Consider the following 19,477-nt stretch of genomic DNA (forward strand, 5'->3'; position numbering starts at 1 on the left):
TCAGCACGGATCAGCGGCGCCGACGCGTACGCCCTGTTCGGGCCGCCTTCGCTCGCTTCGCCGCGAAGCGCACACCGCCCGGACTCTCGCCAACCTCGACCCGCACAACGGTGGACAGCGGATCGACCAAGCCCTCACCGACCTGAAGGATGGACGTCCGCACGGCACCGAGCTTGCTCAACGCTGTGGAAGCGCTCTTGAGCTCCTCCTCGGCGGTGTCGCCCTTGAGCGCGAGCATCTCGCCGTACGGGCGCAGCAGCGGGATGCCCCAGGTCGCCAGTCGGTCCAGAGGAGCCACGGCTCGCGCCGTCACCACATGGACAGGTGTGAGTTTTCCCATGACCTCCTCAGCCCTGCCACGCACGACCGTCACATGGTCCAAGCCCAGCAGCTCGACGACCTCGGTCAAGAAGGTCGTACGCCGCAGCAGGGGCTCCAGCAGCGTGATCTTCAGGTCCTCCCGGACGAGCGCCAGGGGGATGCCGGGCAGGCCGGCGCCCGAACCGACATCGCACACGGTCACGCCCTCGGGCACGACCTCCGAGAGCACCGCGCAGTTCAGCAGGTGCCGCTCCCAGAGTCGAGGCACTTCACGCGGGCCGATCAGCCCACGCTGCACGCCCGCCTCAGCGAGCAGCTCCGCGTATCGGACCGCGTCCGCGAAGCGATCACCGAACACCTCGCGCGCCTGCTCGGGCGCGGGGGGAAGCTCCGCTTCCTCCGTCACGGGGGACCGTCCTTCCGTACGGCATCAGCGCCCCGAGCGCCGACACCAGAACCACCAGAACTATCAGGCTGACAAAGTTCGGCCCCGCCTGCGCAACAGACGGGGCCGAAGGAACGTGCGGTCTCAGGCGGGAAGCACAACGACGAAGCGCTGCGGCTCCTCGCCCTCGGACTCACTGCGCAGGCCGGCGGACTTGACCGCGTCGTGCACGACCTTGCGCTCGAACGGCGTCATCGGCTCCAGCTTCACGGCCTCGCCGGTGTTCCTGACCTCGGCGGCGGCCTTGGCGCCCAGCTCGGACAGCTCGGTCCGCTTCTTGGCGCGGTAGCCCGCGATGTCCAGCATCAGACGGCTGCGATCCCCGGTCTCCCGGTGTACGGCCAGGCGTGTCAGCTCTTGCAGGGCTTCCAGCACCTCGCCGTCGCGGCCCACCAGCTTCTGCAGATCGCGGCTGCCCGAGTCGCTGACGATGGAGACAGCGGCCCGGTCGGCCTCGACGTCCATGTCGATGTCGCCGTCGAGATCGGCGATGTCGAGCAGACCCTCAAGGTAGTCCGCCGCGATCTCGCCCTCCTGCTCCAGGCGGGTCAGGGTGTCTGCACCCTCGGCAGCGGCGGAGGTGGTGCCTTCCGTCACGGGATGGACTCCTTCTTACTTCTTGGACGGGGACTTGGGCCGCTGCGGGCCCTTGCGCTGTCCGGACTGGGCCTTGCTGCGGGCACCCGCGCCGGGCTTCTGAGCAGCCTTCTTGGCGGCGGGCTTGGCGTCCTCGGGCTCGTCGTCGGACTTGCTGAGAGAAGTCGTCTCGTCATCGGACTTGCTGAGCGACGTCGTCTCACCGGCCTTAGCGGCGCTGGACTGACGCTGGGACTTGGACTGCCGCTTGGGCTGCTGGCGCTTGGGAGCAGCTGCGCTCGTCGGCGTACCGTCCTCGGTCTGGGCGACGGCAGCGGCCTCGCCCTTCGCCACGGTGCCGTCCGCCTGGGCCGCGAGTCCCGCCTTGTTCAGGCCGTTGATGAACTTCCGCTCGAACTCGTTACGGTCACGGCCCTTGGCCACGATCGCCTTGACGATGGCCTTCTCACCGCGGCCGCGCGTCTTGCCGTGGTGCGTGACGTGCTTGTGCAGTCGCTCCAGGTACGCGGCCTGCGCCTTGGAACCCGGGGTCGGGTTGTTGCGGATGACATACATCTGCTGGCCCATGGTCCACACGTTGGTGGTCAGCCAGTAGACAAGGACACCGACTGGGAAGTTGATGCCGAAGACGGCGAACATGACCGGGAAGACGTACATCAGCATCTTCTGCTGCTGCATGAACGGCGTCTTCACCGTGGTGTCGACGTTCTTCGTCATCAGCTGGCGCTGCGTGTAGAACTGCGACGCAGACATCATGACGATCATGATCGCCGTGACGACCCGGACGTCGGTCAGTGTGGCGCCGAGCTGGGCCACCTTGTCCGCACCGTCGGTGAACTTCGCCGCCAGCGGGGCACCGAAGATGTGTGCCTTACGCGCGCTGGTCAGCAGGTCGTCGTCGATGACGCCGATCGTCTTGCCCGTCGCGATGCTGTTGAGCACGTGGTAAAGCGCGAAGAAGAACGGGGACTGCGCCAGGATGGGAAGGCACGAGGAGAGCGGGTTGGTACCCGTCTCCTTGTACAGCTTCATCATCTCTTCGGACTGACGCTGCTTGTCGTTCTTGTAGCGCTCCTGGATCTTCTTCATCTCGGGCTGAAGCGTCTGCATCGCCCGGGTCGCCTTGATCTGCTTCACAAAGAGCGGGATCAGGCAGATACGGATCAGGATCACCAGGGACACGATGGACAGGCCCCAGGCCCACCCGGTGTCATCGCCGAAGAGGGCGCCGTACACCGTGTGGAACTGGACGATGACCCAGGAGACCGGTGTCGTGATGAAGCTGAAGAAACTGGCAATCGTGTCCACTAATCATGCTCCTTGGGCATGGGACGGGGTCTCTGCGGCCGGGCTCGAAGGAGCCTGCCCCTCGGTGGCCGGTTCGGCGGAGGAGGGCCCGCCCTTGCTTGCACGCCAGGCGTTACGCAGAATTTCGTGCCACCGCGGACGCTTGCGCGGCGGGACATGGTCCACACCGCCCAGCGACCACGGGTTGCACCGCAGGATGCGCCAAGCCGTCAGTGCCGTGCCCTTGATCGCACCATGGCGGTCAATGGCCTGGTAGCCGTAGTGAGAACACGACGGGTAGTACTTGCACACCGGCCCGAGCAGCGGGCTGATGGTCCACTGGTACAGCTTGATCAGCGCCAGCAGCGGGTACTTCATCGCGCGCCCCCTCCCAGCAGCCGCTGAAGGGCGGCATCCAGGTCTTGGGCCAGTTGTGCATGGTCGGCGTCACCCGCACCGGGCAGCGCTCGTACGACTACCAGGCTACCGGGGGGCAACAGGGCGACTCGATCGCGCATCAGATGACGAAGCCTGCGCTTCACCTTGTTACGCACCACCGCACCGCCCACGGCCTTGCTGACGACGAAACCCGCACGCGTCGGGGGAGCGCTCTCCCCGGGCGCGTGCGGGTCCGTGGCACCGCTACGAAAGTGGACGACGAGATACGGGCGTCCAGCCCGACGGCCTCGTCGTACCGCGGTCGCGAAGTCCTCGCGCCGCCTCAGCCGGTTCTCGGTGGGCAGCACGACGTCATGACCTGACCGGAATCAGGCGGACAGGCTTGCGCGACCCTTGCCACGACGGTTCGCGAGAATCGCGCGGCCGGCACGGGTACGCATCCGCAGGCGGAAGCCGTGGGTCTTGGCGCGACGACGGTTGTTCGGCTGGAAGGTGCGCTTGCTCACTCGGGGGCTCCAGAAAGAAATCGGTTTTCGCGGGGTGCCGTCTTGGCTGTCACCGTGCGCCCACGAGTAGCTCGCATCACGCCCGAGTGCACCGCTGACCGATCACCCAAATGATCTGTGCCCATCGGAGGCAGGCGGCAGCAGCCATCGACAACTCGACCTGGTTACGGTACGCGCGGCTGCGCCATCCGGTCAAACCAGCGGTCACGAGGAGACACTATCCACAGGCTGGGGACAACAACTTGAACCGCAGCCGTCGCCCTGACTACCTTGGCTGGACTCCGATTCGTTCCCTTGTACCTGCGCCACCCCATTTGAATCCCAACCCGTCCCGAACCACACGTTCGTGGGACCCGTGAGAGAGCGTGCCCTGTGGCTGACGTGCCTGCCGATCTTGCCGCAGTGTGGCCACGAGTAATGGAGCAACTTCTCGGTGAGGGCCGTGGGCAGGGGGTCGAGGGGAAGGACGAACACTGGATCCGGCGCTGCCAGCCGCTCGCGCTCGTGGCGGACACCGCACTGCTCGCCGTACCGAACGAATTCGCGAAAGGCGTGCTCGAAGGCCGCCTCGCCCCGATCGTCAGCGAGACACTGAGCCGCGAGTGCGGCCGTCCGATCCGCATCGCGATCACCGTCGACGACTCCGCCGGCGAACCCGCGCCCCCGCCGCCCCGCCCCCAGCCGCGCTACGAGGAGCCCGAACTCCCCTCCGGCCAGTACGAGGGGTACGGCCGCCACCGCGCCGACGACCGCATGCCGGGCCGCTCCGAGCAGCGCCCCGGCCCCCAGGGCGACCACTCGCCCCGCGGCGACCAGATTCCGACCCCCCGTCCCGCGTATCCCTCGGAGTACCAGCGCCCCGAGCCGGGCTCGTGGCAGCGCCAGCCCCAGGACGAGTACAGCTGGCAGCAGCCGCGGCTCGGCTTCCCCGAGCGCGACCCGTACGCGTCGCCGTCGCAGGACTCGTACGGGCAGGAGTCGTACGGACAGGAGTCGTACGGCTCACCGTCACAGGACTCATACGGCCCGTCCGCACAGGACGGATACCGCCCGCCGTCGCAGGAATACCGTCCGCAGTCGATGGAGCGCCCGTCGTACGACTCACAGCGGCCCGAGTACGACCAGCGGCCCGAGTACGACCAGCGACCGGACTACGACCAGCCGCGCTCCGAGTACGACCAGCGCGACGCCCGCCGGGACCGGTCCGAGCCGTCGTCCGGTGCCGGTCATGTGCACCGCGGCGGACCGGTCGGCTCGACGCTGCCCGCCTCCAGCGGCGCCCCGGGACCGCTGGCCGCCCAGCCCGCGCCGGCGACCGGTCCCGGCGAGCCGACCGCGCGGCTGAACCCGAAGTACCTCTTCGACACGTTCGTCATCGGCGCCTCGAACCGATTCGCGCACGCGGCCGCAGTCGCCGTCGCCGAGGCGCCCGCGAAGGCGTACAACCCTCTCTTCATCTACGGGGAGTCCGGGCTCGGCAAGACGCACCTGCTGCACGCGATCGGGCACTACGCGCGCAGCCTCTACCCCGGCACGCGCGTGCGGTACGTGAGCTCCGAGGAGTTCACCAACGAGTTCATCAACTCCATCCGTGACGGCAAGGGCGACAGCTTCCGCAAGCGGTACCGCGAGATGGACATCCTGCTCGTCGACGACATCCAGTTCCTCGCGGACAAGGAGTCGACGCAGGAGGAGTTCTTCCACACCTTCAATACGCTCCACAACGCGAACAAGCAGATCGTGCTCTCCAGCGACCGGCCGCCCAAGCAGCTGGTGACCCTGGAGGACCGGCTGCGGAACCGTTTCGAGTGGGGTCTGATCACGGACGTCCAGCCGCCCGAGCTGGAGACGCGTATCGCCATCCTTCGCAAGAAGGCGGTGCAGGAGCAGCTCAACGCCCCGCCGGAGGTACTGGAGTTCATCGCGTCCCGGATCTCGCGCAACATCCGCGAGCTGGAGGGCGCGCTGATCCGGGTGACGGCGTTCGCGTCGCTCAACCGGCAGCCGGTGGACCTGGGACTGACGGAGATCGTCCTCAAGGACCTGATCCCGGGCGGCGAGGACTCGGCCCCCGAGATCACCTCGACGGCCATCATGGGCGCGACCGCCGACTACTTCGGGCTCACGGTCGAGGATCTGTGCGGCACCTCGCGCGGCCGCGCGCTGGTGACCGCGCGGCAGATCGCCATGTACCTGTGCCGTGAGCTGACGGACCTCTCCCTGCCGAAGATCGGCGCGCTGTTCGGCGGCCGCGACCACACCACGGTGATGCACGCCGACCGCAAGATCCGCAATCTGATGGCTGAGCGACGCTCCATCTACAACCAGGTCACCGAGCTGACGAACCGCATCAAGAACGGCTGACACAAAGGGCCGGCAGAAACGGTTTGCGGCGCCGGTCGGTCGCCGGTCGGTCGCCGGTCGGTCGCCGGTCGTACGGCGCTGAGGGCGCTGAGGGCGCTGAGGGCGCTGAGGGCGCTGAGGGCGCTCCGGGACGAGTTCCCGGGGCGCCCTTCGTCGTTCCGCAGCCGTACACGCGGCCGTCCGCTGTTCGATTACCTGCCGCGTTACGGCCTCTCTCCACAGATCCGGTGACTTTCTCCCGTCCACACCCTGGGGACTGGGAAGTTGTCCAGATCGTGTCCACAGAGGCTCCAGCTGAAAGATCATCAGGCCAGGTCAGATACTTGTGGATTGGTGGACGAAGGATCTCCACAGGCTGTGGATGAAGAGATGATCCACAGCCTGTGCATCGAGTTGTCCACCGGCAACCCACAGGCTGAGGCAGGTTGTCCCCAGTGATCGCCTGCTTCTCCACATCACTGTCCACTGTTCGGCAACACGACGCGCCCTCTCACCGGGCCGAGTGAAAGGCGTCACACAAAGATGCCGGGTTGGGCTGTGGGAAAGGTGGGCAAAGCTGGGGACGACTCTGGGGAGAAGTAGCCCGAGGCTGTGCATGGGGTGTGCAGAACTTTCCGTTCTCCACAGAGACGTGCAGTTGTCCACCGCCTCCGCCCACAGGACCCGTGGACAAAATCTCCCGCCTGACCTGCGCAAACGCGGTTATCCACGGTATCCACACCCCCTACTACTACTAACAACTAGAGAGAGCTGGGAATCCGTTTCGAAGGGGGTCCTGTGCACAACTCGCTGTCCGGCTCCCGGCTGCCCCTCGTCACGACTTGACCCCGAGAGGCACCTACTGTCAGTGCGGTGCGTCAGACTGTTCCCGGTGTCCTTCCCCTCGAAGGGGCCGACAACACCGAGACAGACGACGAAGCCAGGCAGGCCGAGAAGCGCCGGCAACAGCAGGAGGCGGCAACAGTGAAGATCCGGGTGGAACGCGACGTACTCGCGGAGGCAGTGGCCTGGGCGGCACGCAGTCTCCCGGCCCGTCCGCCGGCGCCTGTCCTCGCCGGCCTTCTGCTGAAGGCCGAGGACGGCCAGCTGAGCCTGTCCAGCTTCGACTACGAGGTCTCCGCACGCGTGTCCGTGGAGGCGGAGATCGAGGAGGAGGGCACGGTCCTCGTCTCCGGCCGCCTGCTGGCCGACATCTGCCGCGCCCTCCCCAACCGCCCGGTGGAGATCTCCACAGACGGTGTACGGGCGACGGTGGTGTGCGGCTCCTCGCGGTTCACACTCCACACCCTGCCTGTGGAGGAGTACCCGGCCCTGCCGCAGATGCCGAACGCCACGGGCACGGTCCCCGGAGAGGTCTTCGCCGCCGCCGCCTCCCAGGTCGCCATCGCCGCCGGCCGCGACGACACGCTGCCCGTCCTCACCGGTGTACGCATCGAGATCGAGGGCGACACGGTCACGCTGGCCTCCACCGACCGCTACCGCTTCGCGGTTCGCGAGTTCCTGTGGAAGCCGGAGAACCCGGAGGCATCCGCGGTCGCCCTGGTGCCCGCCAAGACGCTCCTGGACACCGCCAAGGCGCTCACGAGCGGCGACAGCGTCATCCTGGCGCTGTCCGGCTCCGGCGCGGGCGAGGGCCTGATCGGCTTCGAGGGCGCCGGCCGTCGTACGACGACCCGCCTCCTGGAGGGCGACCTCCCGAAGTACCGCTCGCTGTTCCCGACGGAGTTCAACTCCATCGCCGTCATCGAGACCGCCCCCTTCGTGGAGGCCGTCAAGCGTGTGGCCCTGGTCGCCGAGCGCAACACCCCGGTTCGGCTCAGCTTCGAGCAGGGTGTGCTCATCCTGGAGGCCGGCTCCAGCGACGACGCACAGGCTGTGGAAAGGGTTGACGCCCAGCTGGAGGGCGACGACGTCTCGATCGCCTTCAACCCGACGTTCCTGCTCGACGGCCTGAGCGCCATCGACTCCCCGGTGGCCCAGCTGTCCTTCACGACATCCACCAAGCCCGCGCTGCTCAGCGGCAAGCCGGCCCTGGACGCCGAGGCGGACGAGGCCTACAAGTACCTGATCATGCCGGTGCGGCTGAGCGGCTGAGCGGCTGAGCGAACCCCTTCAGAGAACCGCAGGTCGGGCCTACGTCTGAGCGTGTATGCCCACAGATGTGCGCAGGCGTCCGGGTTTAGGCTCGGACGCAGGTACGAAAGTGCCGCGGTACGAAAGTGCCGTCTCGCCACGTCGCAGAACCTAAGGAACAACTGATGGAGCTCGGTCTCGTCGGCCTCGGCAAGATGGGCGGCAACATGCGCGAGCGGATACGCCGCGCAGGCCACACCGTCGTCGGATACGACCGCAACCCGGACCTCGCCGATGTCCACAGCCTGGAAGAGCTTGTGGGCAAGCTCAAGGGCCCGCGCGTCGTCTGGGTGATGGTCCCGGCCGGAGCCGCCACCCAGTCGACCGTCGACGAACTGGCAGAACTGCTGGAGCCCGGTGACGTCGTCGTGGACGGCGGGAACTCGCGGTGGACGGACGACGAGAAGCACGCACAGGAGCTGGCGGCCAAGGGCATCGGCTTCGTCGACTGCGGCGTCTCCGGCGGCGTCTGGGGCCTGGAGAACGGCTACGCGCTGATGTATGGCGGCGACGCGGAGAACGTCGCCAAGGTGCGGCCGATCTTCGACGCCCTCAAGCCGGAGGGCGAGGTCGGCTCGGTGCACGCCGGCAAGGTCGGCGCCGGCCACTTCGCGAAGATGGTCCACAACGGCATCGAGTACGCGATGATGCAGGCCTACGCCGAGGGCTGGGAACTGCTGGAGAAGGTCGACTCCGTGACCGACGTCCGGGAGGTCTTCCGCTCCTGGCAGGAGGGCACGGTCATCCGCTCCTGGCTGCTCGACCTCGCGGTGAACGCCCTCGACAAGGACGAGCACCTGGACAAGCTCAAGGGTTTTGCCCAGGACTCCGGTGAGGGACGCTGGACTGTGGAGGCCGCCATCGACAACGCGGTGCCGCTGCCGGCGATCACCGCCTCGCTGTTCGCGCGGTTCGCCTCCCGCCAGGAGGACTCGCCGCAGATGAAGATGGTCGCTGCGCTGCGGAACCAGTTCGGCGGCCACGCGGTCGAGAAGAAGTAATCGCTCGAGAAAGAAATCGGTCGAAAAGAAAACGGTCGAGAAGTAATCCACAGGGCTGCTCAGCGGTCCACAACCCTGGGGGAGGTCGGCGAACGACCATGCACGTCACGCATCTGTCGCTGGCCGACTTCCGCTCGTACGCCCGGGTCGAGGTTCCGCTGGACCCGGGCGTCAGCGCCTTCGTGGGCCCCAACGGGCAGGGCAAGACCAACCTCGTCGAGGCCGTCGGCTACCTCGCCACCCTGGGCAGCCACCGTGTCTCCTCCGACGCCCCCCTGGTCCGCATGGGCGCCGACCGCGCGGTCATCCGGGCGCAGGTCAAGCAGGGCGAGCGTCAGCAGCTGGTGGAGCTGGAGCTGAATCCCGGCAAGGCCAACCGTGCCCGGATCAACAGATCCTCGCAGGTCAGGCCACGTGACGTGCTCGGCATCGTGCGGAGCGTCCTCTTCGCGCCGGAAGACCTCGCCCTGGTCAAGGGCGATCCCGGCGAGCGGCGCCGCTTCCTCGACGAGCTGATCACCGCCCGCTCCCCGCGTATGGGCGGCGTCCGCTCCGACTACGAGCGGGTCCTCAAGCAGCGCAACACCCTCCTCAAGACGGCCGCGCTGGCCCGTCGGCACGGCGGCCGCTCCATGGACCTGTCCACCCTCGACGTGTGGGACCAGCACCTCGCGCGCGTGGGCGCCGAACTGCTGGCCCAGCGCCTCGACCTGATCGCGGCGCTCCAGCCGCTCGCGGACAAGGCGTACGAGCAGCTGGCCCCCGGCGGCGGTCCGGTCGTCCTGGAGTACAAGCCGTCCGCTCCGGGCGAGGCCCACACGCGTGAGGGCCTCAACGAGCAGCTGATGGCCGCGCTCGCCGAGGCCCGCAAGCAGGAGATCGAGCGGGGCGTGACCCTCGTGGGGCCCCACCGGGACGATGTGCTGCTCAGACTCGGTCAGCTGCCGGCCAAGGGCTACGCCTCCCACGGCGAGTCGTGGTCCTACGCGCTGTCGCTGCGCCTGGCGTCCTACGACCTGCTGCGGGCCGAGGGCAACGAGCCGGTGCTCGTCCTCGACGACGTCTTCGCCGAGCTGGACACCCGCCGCCGCGAGCGCCTGGCCGAGCTGGTCGCGCCCGGGGAGCAGGTCCTGGTGACCGCCGCGGTCGACGACGACGTACCGCACGTACTGGCGGGGACCCGGTTCATGGTGTCGGACGGGACTGTGGAGCGCGCATGAGCACGGACGGACCCGCCCCCGGCCCCGGCGAGAACAAGACACCCGAACCCTCCGGAGTGGACCTCGCGCGCGTGGCGCTCAGGGCGGCCAGGGACCAGGCACGCGCGCGTGGGGACGCGGCGCAGCAGAAGAAGCAGGCGCGGCGCGGCGGCCTGCGCTCCGGCGCGCGCGCCGACGGCCGCGATCCCATGGCGCTCGGCGCCGCCATCAACCGGCTCATCACCGAGCGGGGTTGGGAGACGCCGGCCGCGGTGGGCGGGGTGATGGGCCGTTGGCCGCAGATCGTCGGCGAGGACCTCGCCAAGCACTGCGTGCCGGAGAAGTACGACGAGGACGAGCGGGTTCTCGTCGTGCGCTGCGACTCCACGGCCTGGGCGACGAACCTGCGCCTGCTCGCCCCGCAGTTGGTCGCGCGTCTCAACGAGGACCTCGGCCACGGCGCCGTGACGCTGATCAAGGTGAACGGCCCCAATGGCCCCGCCCGCCGCTTCGGCCCCCTGCGCGCCCCCGGAAGCACGGGTCCCGGCGACACCTACGGGTGACCTACCTCACATCAACTGCCGTCGGCGGCCTGGACGAACCACCGTCGGCGCCTCCGTCGTGGAACGCCACGCGGTTGCGAATACCGAGCTGACTCCCAAGTAGCCAAGGGTTGACAGCCGGAAGCGCTGAGTGCCTCCGTGAGCCTCTTGAAGCCCCGTTCCGTATATGGGGACCCGGCGGAGACCGGTTCAGGGCGGCACATGAGGACTCAGGTACCGGCAAAGCCCCATCACTGTCGGCGCTACCGGTAGACTGGAAGCTAATCCCGCCCCAAACGTGGGGACCGTCCGGGAAAAGCTGAGCAACGCTGATCAAGGCTTACCAACGCAACATGCCGCAGCCGCTCCGGCAACCCTCCCCCAGAGGGGGCACCCCCAGGAGCCTGGCTCGAGCTGTGCCAGAAAGGGCGCTTCGTGGCCGATTCCGGCAACCCCAACGAGAACATCCTGTCCACCGAGGCCGCGGCCGTCATCGCCGAGGCCTCAGTCACGGCGTCGTACGACGCCAGCGCCATCACCGTCCTCGAGGGTCTGGACGCGGTCCGCAAGCGACCCGGTATGTACATCGGTTCGACCGGTGAGCGCGGACTCCACCATCTTGTGCAGGAGGTCGTCGACAACTCCGTCGACGAGGCGCTGGCCGGCCACGCGGACACCATCGACGTCACGATCCTCGCCGACGGCGGCGTGCGTGTTGTCGACAACGGTCGTGGCATCCCGGTCGGCATCGTCCCCTCCGAGGGCAAGCCGGCCGTCGAGGTCGTGCTGACGGTCCTGCACGCGGGCGGAAAGTTCGGCGGCGGCGGCTACGCGGTCTCTGGCGGTCTGCACGGCGTGGGTGTCTCCGTCGTGAACGCCCTGTCGTCCAAGGTCGCCGTCGAGATCAAGACCGACGGCTATCGGTGGACGCAGGACTACAAGTTGGGTGTCCCGACGGCCCCGCTTGCCCAGCACGAGGCCACGGACGAGCACGGCACCACGGTCACCTTCTGGGCCGACCCGGACATCTTCGAGACCACCGAGTACTCCTTCGAGACGCTCTCGCGGCGTTTCCAGGAGATGGCGTTCCTCAACAAGGGGCTGAGGATCAACCTCACCGACGAGCGCGAGTCGGCGAAGGCCACGGCCGGGGCGGACGAGGCGGGCGAGGACGAGAAGCACGAGGTCAAGACCGTCTCGTACCACTACGAGGGCGGCATCGTCGACTTCGTGAAGTACCTCAACTCCCGCAAGGGAGACGTGGTGCACCCCACGATCATCGACCTCGAGGCCGAGGACAAGGACAAGAGCCTGTCCCTCGAACTCGCGATGCAGTGGAACAGCGGTTACAGCGAGGGCGTGTACTCCTTCGCCAACATCATCCACACGCACGAGGGCGGTACGCACGAAGAGGGCTTCCGCGCGGCGCTGACGAACCTGGTCAACAAGTACGCGCGCGACAAGAAGCTGCTGCGTGAGAAGGACGACAACCTCACAGGCGACGACATCCGCGAGGGTCTGACCGCGATCATCTCGGTGAAGCTGGGCGAGCCGCAGTTCGAGGGCCAGACCAAGACCAAGCTGGGCAACACCGAGGTGAAGACCTTCGTCCAGAAGGTCGTCTACGAGCACCTCAACGACTGGCTGGACCGCAACCCGAACGAGGCGGCGGACATCGTCCGCAAGGGCATCCAGGCGGCCACCGCGCGCGTGGCGGCCCGCAAGGCGCGCGACCTGACCCGCCGTAAGGGTCTTCTGGAGACGGCCTCCCTTCCGGGCAAGCTGAGCGACTGCCAGTCGAACGACCCCACCAAGTGCGAGATCTTCATCGTTGAGGGTGACTCCGCCGGCGGCTCGGCCAAGTCCGGCCGCAACCCGGAGTACCAGGCGATCCTCCCGATCCGCGGCAAGATCCTCAACGTGGAGAAGTCGCGGCTCGACAAGATCCTGCAGAACCAGGAGATCCAGGCGCTGATCTCCGCCTTCGGTACCGGAGTCCACGAGGACTTCGACATCGAGAAGCTGCGCTATCACAAGATCATCCTGATGGCGGACGCCGACGTCGACGGCCAGCACATCAACACCCTGCTGCTCACCTTCCTGTTCCGCTTCATGCGCAGGCTGGTCGAGGAGGGGCACGTGTACCTCTCCCGTCCCCCGCTCTACAAGATCAAGTGGGGCCGGGAGGAAGCCGAGTACGCGTACTCCGACCGCGAGCGCGACGCCCTGATCGAGCTCGGCCGCCAGCGCGGCAAGCGCATCCGGGAGGACTCGATCCAGCGCTTCAAGGGTCTCGGCGAGATGAACGCCGAGGAGCTGCGCATCACGACGATGGACCAGGAGCACCGGGTCCTCGGCCAGGTCACCCTCGACGACGCCGCCCAGGCCGACGACCTGTTCTCGGTCCTCATGGGCGAGGACGTCGAGGCCCGCCGCCAGTTCATCCAGCGCAACGCCAAGGATGTCCGCTTCCTCGATATCTGAGTCGGTCTCAGCTGACCGCACCAGGAAGGATCTTCACCAGCAATGGCCGACGAGAACATTCCAGTGACGCCTGAAGAGGGCGGCGCCATCGCGATGCGTGTCGAGCCCGTCGGGCTCGAGACGGAGATGCAGCGCTCGTACCTCGACTACGCGATGTCCGTCATCGTCTCGCGTGCGCTGCCCGACGTCCGGGACGGACTCAAGCCCGTCCACCGCCGCGTCCTGTACGCCATGTACGACGGCGGCTACCGCCCCGAGCGCGGCTTCTACAAGTGCGCCCGTGTCGTCGGCGACGTCATGGGCAATTACCACCCGCACGGCGACTCCTCGATCTACGACGCGCTGGTCCGCCTCGCGCAGTCCTGGTCGATGCGGATGCCGCTGGTGGACTCCAACGGCAACTTCGGCTCTCCGGGCAACGACCCCGCGGCCGCCATGCGCTACACCGAGTGCAAGATGGCGCCGCTGTCGATGGAGATGGTCCGCGACATCGACGAGGAGACCGTCGACTTCACGGACAACTACGACGGCCGCTCGCAGGAGCCGACCGTTCTGCCGGCCCGTTTCCCGAACCTGCTGATCAACGGCTCGGCCGGCATCGCGGTCGGCATGGCGACCAACATCCCGCCGCACAACCTGCGCGAGGTCGCGTCCGGCGCCCAGTGGTACCTCGAGAACCCGGAGGCGTCGCACGAGGAGCTGCTCGACGCCCTCATCGCGCGCATCAAGGGCCCCGACTTCCCGACCGGCGCACTCGTCGTCGGCCGCAAGGGCATCGAGGAGGCCTACCGCACGGGCCGCGGCTCCATCACCATGCGCGCGGTCGTCGAGGTCGAGGAGATCCAGAACCGCCAGTGCCTGGTGGTGACGGAACTGCCGTACCAGGTCAATCCGGACAACCTCGCCCAGAAGATCGCCGACCTGGTGAAGGACGGCAAGATCGGCGGCATCGCGGACGTCCGTGACGAGACCTCGTCCCGCACGGGTCAGCGTCTGGTCATCGTCCTGAAGCGCGACGCGGTCGCCAAGGTCGTACTGAACAACCTCTACAAGCACACCGATCTGCAGACGAATTTCGGTGCCAACATGCTGGCGCTGGTCGACGGCGTGCCGCGCACGCTCTCGCTGGACGCGTTCATCCGCCACTGGGTGACGCACCAGATCGAGGTCATCATCCGGCGTACGAAGTTCCGCCTGCGCAAGGCCGAGGAGCGGGCGCACATCCTGCGCGGCCTGCTGAAGGCCCTGGACGCCATCGACGAGGTCATCGCGCTGATCCGGCGCAGCGACACCGTCGAGATCGCGCGCGGGGGCCTGATGACCCTCCTGGAGATCGACGAGATCCAGGCCAACGCGATCCTGGAGATGCAGCTGCGGCGACTGGCCGCTCTGGAGCGCCAGAAGATCGTCCAGGAGCACGACGAACTCCAGGCGAAGATCACCGAGTACAACGCGATCCTGGCCTCGCCGGTCCGCCAGCGCGGCATCGTCAGCGAGGAACTGGCCGCGATCGTCGAGAAGTACGGCGACGACCGCAAGACCATGCTGGTGCCCTACGACGGCGACATGTCCATGGAGGACCTGATCGCCGAGGAGGACATCGTCGTCACGGTCACGCGCGGCGGCTACGTCAAGCGCACCAAGACCGTCGACTACCGCGCCCAGAAGCGCGGCGGCAAGGGCGTGCGCGGCACGAAGCTCAAGGAAGACGACATCGTCGACCACTTCTTCGTGTCGACCACGCACCACTGGCTGCTGTTCTTCACCAACAAGGGCCGCGTCTACCGGGCGAAGGCGTACGAGCTTCCCGACGCCGGGCGGGAGGCGCGTGGCCAGCATGTCGCGAACCTGCTGGCCTTCCAGCCGGACGAGGCGATCGCCGAGATCCTCGCGATCCGCGACTACGCGGCGACGCCGTACCTGGTGTTGGCCACCAAGGGCGGACTGGTGAAGAAGACGCCTCTGAAGGATTACGATTCGCCGCGTTCCGGTGGCGTCATCGCGATCAATCTCCGTGAAACGGAGGACGGTTCCGACGACGAACTGATCGGAGCCGAACTCGTCTCGCCCGACGACGATCTGCTTCTGATCAGCAAGAAGGCACAGTCGATCCGGTTCACGGCGACGGACGACGCCCTCCGTCCCATGGGCCGTGCCACCTCGGGCGTCAAGGGCATGAGCTTCCGCGAGGGCGACCAGCTGCTCTCGATGAATGTTGTTCGACCCGGTACGTTCGTGTTCACTGCCACAGACGGCGGGTACGCGAAGCGGACCGCCGTCGACGACTACCGCGTCCAGGGTCGCGGCGGCCTCGGTATCAAGGCCGCCAAGATCGTCGAGGATCGTGGATCGCTCGTCGGCGCGCTGGTGGTCGAGGAGACCGACGAGATCCTCGCCATCACGCTGGGCGGCGGTGTGATTCGTACGCGGGTCAACGAGATCAGGGAGACGGGCCGTGACACCATGGGCGTCCAACTGATCAACCTGGGCAAGCGCGATGCCGTGGTCGGCGTCGCACGTAACGCCGAGGCGGGACGCGAGGCGGAGGAGGTCGACGGCGATGTGGCCGTCGACGAGATCGCCGAGGGTGCCGCGACAACCGGCACGGACGAGGGTGAGGCGCCCTCGTCCGAGTAGCACGAGGAGTGAGTCATCGTGAGTGGAGCCACGGGCGCCGGATCGACCGGTCCATCGTCCAGTACCCCGAGGGGTACGGACACGGACGGCGGCGGCCGTGGCTCCGCCCCGCGTGCGACAGACCCGCACACGACCAACCTCCAGGCGATCAAGCCGTCCGCGAAGGACTCGCACTCGCCTGACACGCATGGATCCCAGGGGGGAACTGTGACGGACACCCGAGGCCCGCAAACCCAGCAGCACACGGCTGGAGCAGGCCCGGCCACTCCCGGCGCCCAGCCGCGGCCACAGGCGCCGGCCGGGCAGTCGGCGCCGCCCGAGGCGGGTTCTCCGCTGCCCGGGGAGCGCCAGCCGCAGCAGCCCGCCGGGCCGTACCACCCGCCGCAGGCCTACCCGACGCACGCCCCCTCGGGTGCCGTACGCCGCCCGCGCACCGGCGCGCGCACGACGCCGCGCACCCGCAAGGCCCGTCTGCGGGTGGCGAAGGCCGACCCGTGGTCGGTGATGAAGGTCAGCTTCCTGCTCTCCATCGCACTGGGCATCTGCACGATCGTCGCGGCCGCCGTGCTGTGGATGGTCATGGACGCGATGGGCGTCTTCTCGACGGTCGGCGGCACGATCTCGGAGGCGACCGGCTCGAACGAGTCGAACGGCTTCGACCTGCAGTCCTTCCTGTCGCTGCCCAACGTCCTGCTGTTCACGACGATCATCGCGGTCATCGACGTCGTCCTCGCGACCGCCCTCGCGACGCTCGGCGCGTTCATCTACAACCTCTCCGCGGGCTTCGTCGGCGGCGTCGAGCTGACGCTGGCCGAGGACGAGTAATCCCCCTTCCAAACCTCCGGTGAAGGTCCCCCGACAACCGATTTTGGGAGTCCCCACGTCGTGCGCTAATCTTCAGGGGTCAGCGCGCGGGACATACCGCAGAGCGCGGCGGGGCTATAGCTCAGTTGGTTAGAGCGCATCCCTGATAAGGATGAGGCCACAGGTTCAAATCCTGTTAGCCCCACCAGCACGAAGACCCCCAGCCGATCATGGCTGGGGGGCTTTGGCATCACAGGGCCACAACGCTGAGCCCCGACCGGATCCGGTCGGGGCTCAGCGTCATTTCCGGGGCGTACGCAAGTTCGCCGTGACGTCAGTGGATGAGTGGAAGAGTGCCCGTGGCGGGCCGCGCGGTCAGCGCTGGAGAGGGGTGGCGGGCTGCGCCGGCAAGGCGGCGGGGTCGCACGGTGGGATGACCGAGGCGGCCGTGTCCGCGGCCGCGGCCGCGTCCGAGAGGGGACGGTGGCGGCAGCTGGGGGTCTTGCCGTGGGCCTCGGCGCGGATGCGCTGTTTCATCGTGGGGGGCAGGGCCCTGGCGTAGGACCAGGGGGACATCGCCGGTGCCGTCGCCTCCGTGGTGCTGTTGCGCGTCGTCTCGGTCTGCGGTACGGCCGCGGCGGCGGTCGTCGTGATGAGTCCGAGCGCCGTGCACAGCGCGAGGAAGGCGGTGACGATGGCGGTCCACAGCTTCATGACCTTGTTCTGGGCCATGGCCCCTCACTTTCGGGTTGGGCGATTTGCGTACTTTCCTCATGATGTGTATGGGGGCCGCGAAGTGGTGGACCAACGCCCGTGGCGCGTGGATGTTCAGATGAACACCACTCGGATGGGTGCAAGGGGGTGGAAAATGAGGAAATACGGGAGGAGGGCGATCAAAGTAACCGTCTGTGCGGGTGTGATCACCCGCTGATCGGAGCGCCGCCGTCCGCTTCTACTGCTCTGGTCCGGGCGGGAGTTGAGGCCCGACACAGGTCACCGATCGGTATCGGTCGGTGTGTATAGTCGGGCGCCAGAGGTCCCCTACGTCAAGGAAAGACGAGGTCGCGCGGTGAAGAAGCTTCTCCTGGTCGCACTGGCCGCCATCGGCGGGCTCCTCGTGTACCGCCAGATCCAGGCGGATCGCGCCGAGCAGGATCTGTGGACGGAGGCGACTGACTCCGTGCCCACGGGTTCGTGAGTACCGAGATCCAGTTCTGAACAGACCCCGGCCGCCTCGCGGTCGGGGTTTTGTGTGTCCGCAACCGGGTGTTTCGGACGCTCGTACGGATTGCGCGGATGGTGTGCGGCCCGGCGGGGCAGGATGGGCCACGGTCACACGGGTGCACGGTCCGGGCAACGACGAGTGGGGTGGCGCGTGATGGGGCGGCGTACGGCGTGGTGGCGCGCGAGAGCACGGCGTGATCGTCCGTCTGCGCCGGCGCCCGGGCGCGCCGGAGCCGCCGGCGTGCGGGCGGTGCGCGGGGCGGTCGTGGGCGTGGTCCTGTGCACAGCGGCTGCCCTGCCCGGCTCGTCCGCCTGGGCGGCCGGCACACCGAGCCCCTACGCCTTCCCCGCGGGCGCCCGGACGGCCCCCGGAGCGACAAGCACCGCGGACGCCCAACGCCTGGCGCCCGGCACGACGTACCGCAGCTCCCTCCCCAGCGACGGCACGCTCTACTACCGCCTCGAACTCGACGCCACGTCCAGCGCGTACGTCTCCGTCACGGCCGTCCCCCACCCGGGTACGACGGTCTCCGCCTCCGACGGCATCAGGGTGTCGGTCCAGGACGCCAACAGCCGCCCCTGCTCCGTCGACACCGTCAGCATCGGCGCCTCCCGCAGCCCCCACCCGATCACGGCCCTGGGAGAGCGCGAGCCCACGCCCGGCCGGTCCCTGTGCCAGAACAGCGGTACGTACTACGTGCTCGTCGAGCGCGTCCACCGCGAAGGATCCTCGACGGACGCCTGGGACCTGGAACTCGCTCCGGTGGCGGAACCCCGCCCTGAGCAGACCGGCCCGACGAGCGCACCCGAAACCTGGAACTCAACCTCGCCCGAACCCCTCACCGACGACGCCGTCCGCCGTCGGGGCGGCGGGGGTTTCGGCGCGGCGACGCCCCTCCAGCAGGGCGTCTGGCGGGACGACGTCCGGCCCGGGCAGACGCTCTTCTACGAGGTGCCCGTGGACTGGGGCCAACAGCTCAACGCCACCGCCGAACTGGGCAGTTCGAGCGGCGGCAAGGGCTTTGTGTCCGGCGCCCTGACCCTGTCCCTCTACAACCCCGTGCGCGGCTTCGTCGACGACAGGGGTGTCTTCTACAACGGCAGCCAGAAGTCGGCCGACCTCGAACCGCTGCCACCGGTCGCGTACGCCAACCGCCATGCCGTCTCCGACCGGGTGAGCCGCATGCGGTTCGCCGGCTCGTACTACCTCGTCGTGCACCTGGCGGAGCAGGTGACCGAGGAGTTCGGCGACGGACCGTTCGGACTCACGCTGCGCGTGCGGGTCTCGGGTGCGGCTGAGGCCGGTCCCGGATATGCGGGGGAGTCCGCTCCGCCGGGCCTCTTCGAGGTCGCGGGGAAGGGGCGGGAGGCGGTGTCGGAGGCCAGAACGGCGGCGAACGGCGACACCGGGATGAGGCTGCTCGCCGCGAGCGGGCTCGGCACCGGGACCGTGCTGCTGGTGGGCCTCGGGGTGTGGACGGCGCTGGGTCGGCGGCGGGCCAGGGCCTGACAGAACAGCGCCTCGGTTCGGCTG

At 68.1% G+C, this 19,477-nt stretch carries 17 protein-coding genes and 1 tRNA gene; 11 read left to right on the plus strand and 7 right to left on the minus strand.

Annotated features, from left to right (window positions below; translation table 11 throughout):
- Positions 1-10: 10 nt before the first annotated feature.
- The 6 genes from rsmG to rpmH all read right to left on the minus strand — a co-directional run bounded on the left by rsmG (position 11) and on the right by rpmH (position 3,555).
- Positions 11-727, minus strand: a complete 717-nt coding sequence (gene rsmG, locus AB0I77_RS24855) for a 16S rRNA (guanine(527)-N(7))-methyltransferase RsmG (protein WP_363284863.1) — start codon at positions 725-727, stop codon at positions 11-13.
- Positions 728-850: 123 nt separating this feature from the next.
- The gene (locus AB0I77_RS24860) at positions 851-1,363 is read right to left on the minus strand and encodes a R3H domain-containing nucleic acid-binding protein (protein WP_363284864.1); all 513 of its coding nucleotides are present in this window, start codon (positions 1,361-1,363) and stop codon (positions 851-853) included.
- A gap of 15 nt (positions 1,364-1,378) precedes the next feature.
- Positions 1,379-2,671 carry a membrane protein insertase YidC gene (gene yidC / locus AB0I77_RS24865; RefSeq protein ID WP_363284865.1) on the minus strand — a complete coding sequence of 431 codons (1,293 nt, stop codon included), beginning with the start codon at positions 2,669-2,671 and terminating at the stop codon, positions 1,379-1,381.
- A 3-nt stretch (positions 2,672-2,674) separates the two neighbouring features.
- On the minus strand, positions 2,675-3,028 hold the full coding sequence (yidD, locus tag AB0I77_RS24870; RefSeq protein WP_363284866.1) for a membrane protein insertion efficiency factor YidD: 354 nt from the start codon (positions 3,026-3,028) through the stop codon (positions 2,675-2,677).
- On the minus strand, positions 3,025-3,396 hold the full coding sequence (rnpA, locus tag AB0I77_RS24875; RefSeq protein ID WP_363284867.1) for a ribonuclease P protein component: 372 nt from the start codon (positions 3,394-3,396) through the stop codon (positions 3,025-3,027). Before rnpA ends, yidD begins: the two co-directional genes overlap by 4 nt.
- 21 nt (positions 3,397-3,417) lie before the next feature.
- A complete protein-coding gene (rpmH, locus tag AB0I77_RS24880) occupies positions 3,418-3,555 on the minus strand; it encodes a 50S ribosomal protein L34 (RefSeq protein ID WP_006381191.1) in 138 nt (45 codons plus the stop codon).
- Positions 3,556-3,927: 372 nt separating this feature from the next.
- Here rpmH and dnaA point away from each other — a divergent pair, with 372 nt between their 5' ends.
- From dnaA to AB0I77_RS24925, 9 genes are all read left to right on the plus strand, one after another.
- The gene (dnaA, locus tag AB0I77_RS24885) at positions 3,928-5,919 is read left to right on the plus strand and encodes a chromosomal replication initiator protein DnaA (RefSeq protein WP_363284868.1); all 1,992 of its coding nucleotides are present in this window, start codon (positions 3,928-3,930) and stop codon (positions 5,917-5,919) included.
- A 963-nt stretch (positions 5,920-6,882) separates the two neighbouring features.
- Positions 6,883-8,013: a DNA polymerase III subunit beta gene (dnaN, locus tag AB0I77_RS24890; protein ID WP_363284957.1), complete on the plus strand. Its 1,131-nt coding sequence runs from the start codon at positions 6,883-6,885 to the stop codon at positions 8,011-8,013.
- Between the two features lie 164 nt (positions 8,014-8,177).
- Positions 8,178-9,053 carry a phosphogluconate dehydrogenase (NAD(+)-dependent, decarboxylating) gene (gnd, locus tag AB0I77_RS24895; RefSeq protein ID WP_363284869.1) on the plus strand — a complete coding sequence of 292 codons (876 nt, stop codon included), beginning with the start codon at positions 8,178-8,180 and terminating at the stop codon, positions 9,051-9,053.
- Positions 9,054-9,151: 98 nt separating this feature from the next.
- A complete protein-coding gene (recF, locus tag AB0I77_RS24900) occupies positions 9,152-10,273 on the plus strand; it encodes a DNA replication/repair protein RecF (RefSeq protein ID WP_363284870.1) in 1,122 nt (373 codons plus the stop codon).
- Positions 10,270-10,815: a DciA family protein gene (locus AB0I77_RS24905; protein WP_363284871.1), complete on the plus strand. Its 546-nt coding sequence runs from the start codon at positions 10,270-10,272 to the stop codon at positions 10,813-10,815. Before recF ends, AB0I77_RS24905 begins: the two co-directional genes overlap by 4 nt.
- 414 nt (positions 10,816-11,229) lie before the next feature.
- Positions 11,230-13,278 (plus strand): DNA topoisomerase (ATP-hydrolyzing) subunit B, encoded by a 2,049-nt coding sequence (gene gyrB, locus AB0I77_RS24910; protein ID WP_363284872.1) that lies wholly within the window; start codon positions 11,230-11,232, stop codon positions 13,276-13,278.
- Between the two features lie 42 nt (positions 13,279-13,320).
- On the plus strand, positions 13,321-15,915 hold the full coding sequence (gene gyrA, locus AB0I77_RS24915) for a DNA gyrase subunit A (RefSeq protein WP_363284873.1): 2,595 nt from the start codon (positions 13,321-13,323) through the stop codon (positions 15,913-15,915).
- Between the two features lie 18 nt (positions 15,916-15,933).
- Positions 15,934-16,740, plus strand: coding sequence for a DUF3566 domain-containing protein (locus AB0I77_RS24920; RefSeq protein ID WP_363284874.1), 807 nt, complete (start codon positions 15,934-15,936; stop codon positions 16,738-16,740).
- A 110-nt stretch (positions 16,741-16,850) separates the two neighbouring features.
- Positions 16,851-16,927 (plus strand) — tRNA-Ile (locus tag AB0I77_RS24925).
- A 167-nt stretch (positions 16,928-17,094) separates the two neighbouring features.
- Here AB0I77_RS24925 and AB0I77_RS24930 read toward each other — a convergent pair.
- On the minus strand, positions 17,095-17,451 hold the full coding sequence (locus AB0I77_RS24930) for a DUF6344 domain-containing protein (RefSeq protein WP_363284875.1): 357 nt from the start codon (positions 17,449-17,451) through the stop codon (positions 17,095-17,097).
- Positions 17,452-17,788: 337 nt separating this feature from the next.
- Between AB0I77_RS24930 and AB0I77_RS24935 the strand changes: the two genes are divergently transcribed.
- Together AB0I77_RS24935 and AB0I77_RS24940 are read left to right on the plus strand one after the other, a co-directional pair.
- Complete coding sequence (locus AB0I77_RS24935) at positions 17,789-17,917, plus strand: DLW-39 family protein (RefSeq protein ID WP_003999697.1); 129 nt, start codon at positions 17,789-17,791, stop codon at positions 17,915-17,917.
- Positions 17,918-18,184: 267 nt separating this feature from the next.
- Positions 18,185-19,453 (plus strand): hypothetical protein, encoded by a 1,269-nt coding sequence (locus AB0I77_RS24940; RefSeq protein ID WP_363284876.1) that lies wholly within the window; start codon positions 18,185-18,187, stop codon positions 19,451-19,453.
- Positions 19,454-19,477: the final 24 nt, after the last annotated feature.

Source organism: Streptomyces sp. NPDC050619 (genome assembly GCF_040654815.1).
In the GTDB taxonomy this organism is placed as follows: Bacteria; Actinomycetota; Actinomycetes; order Streptomycetales; family Streptomycetaceae; genus Streptomyces.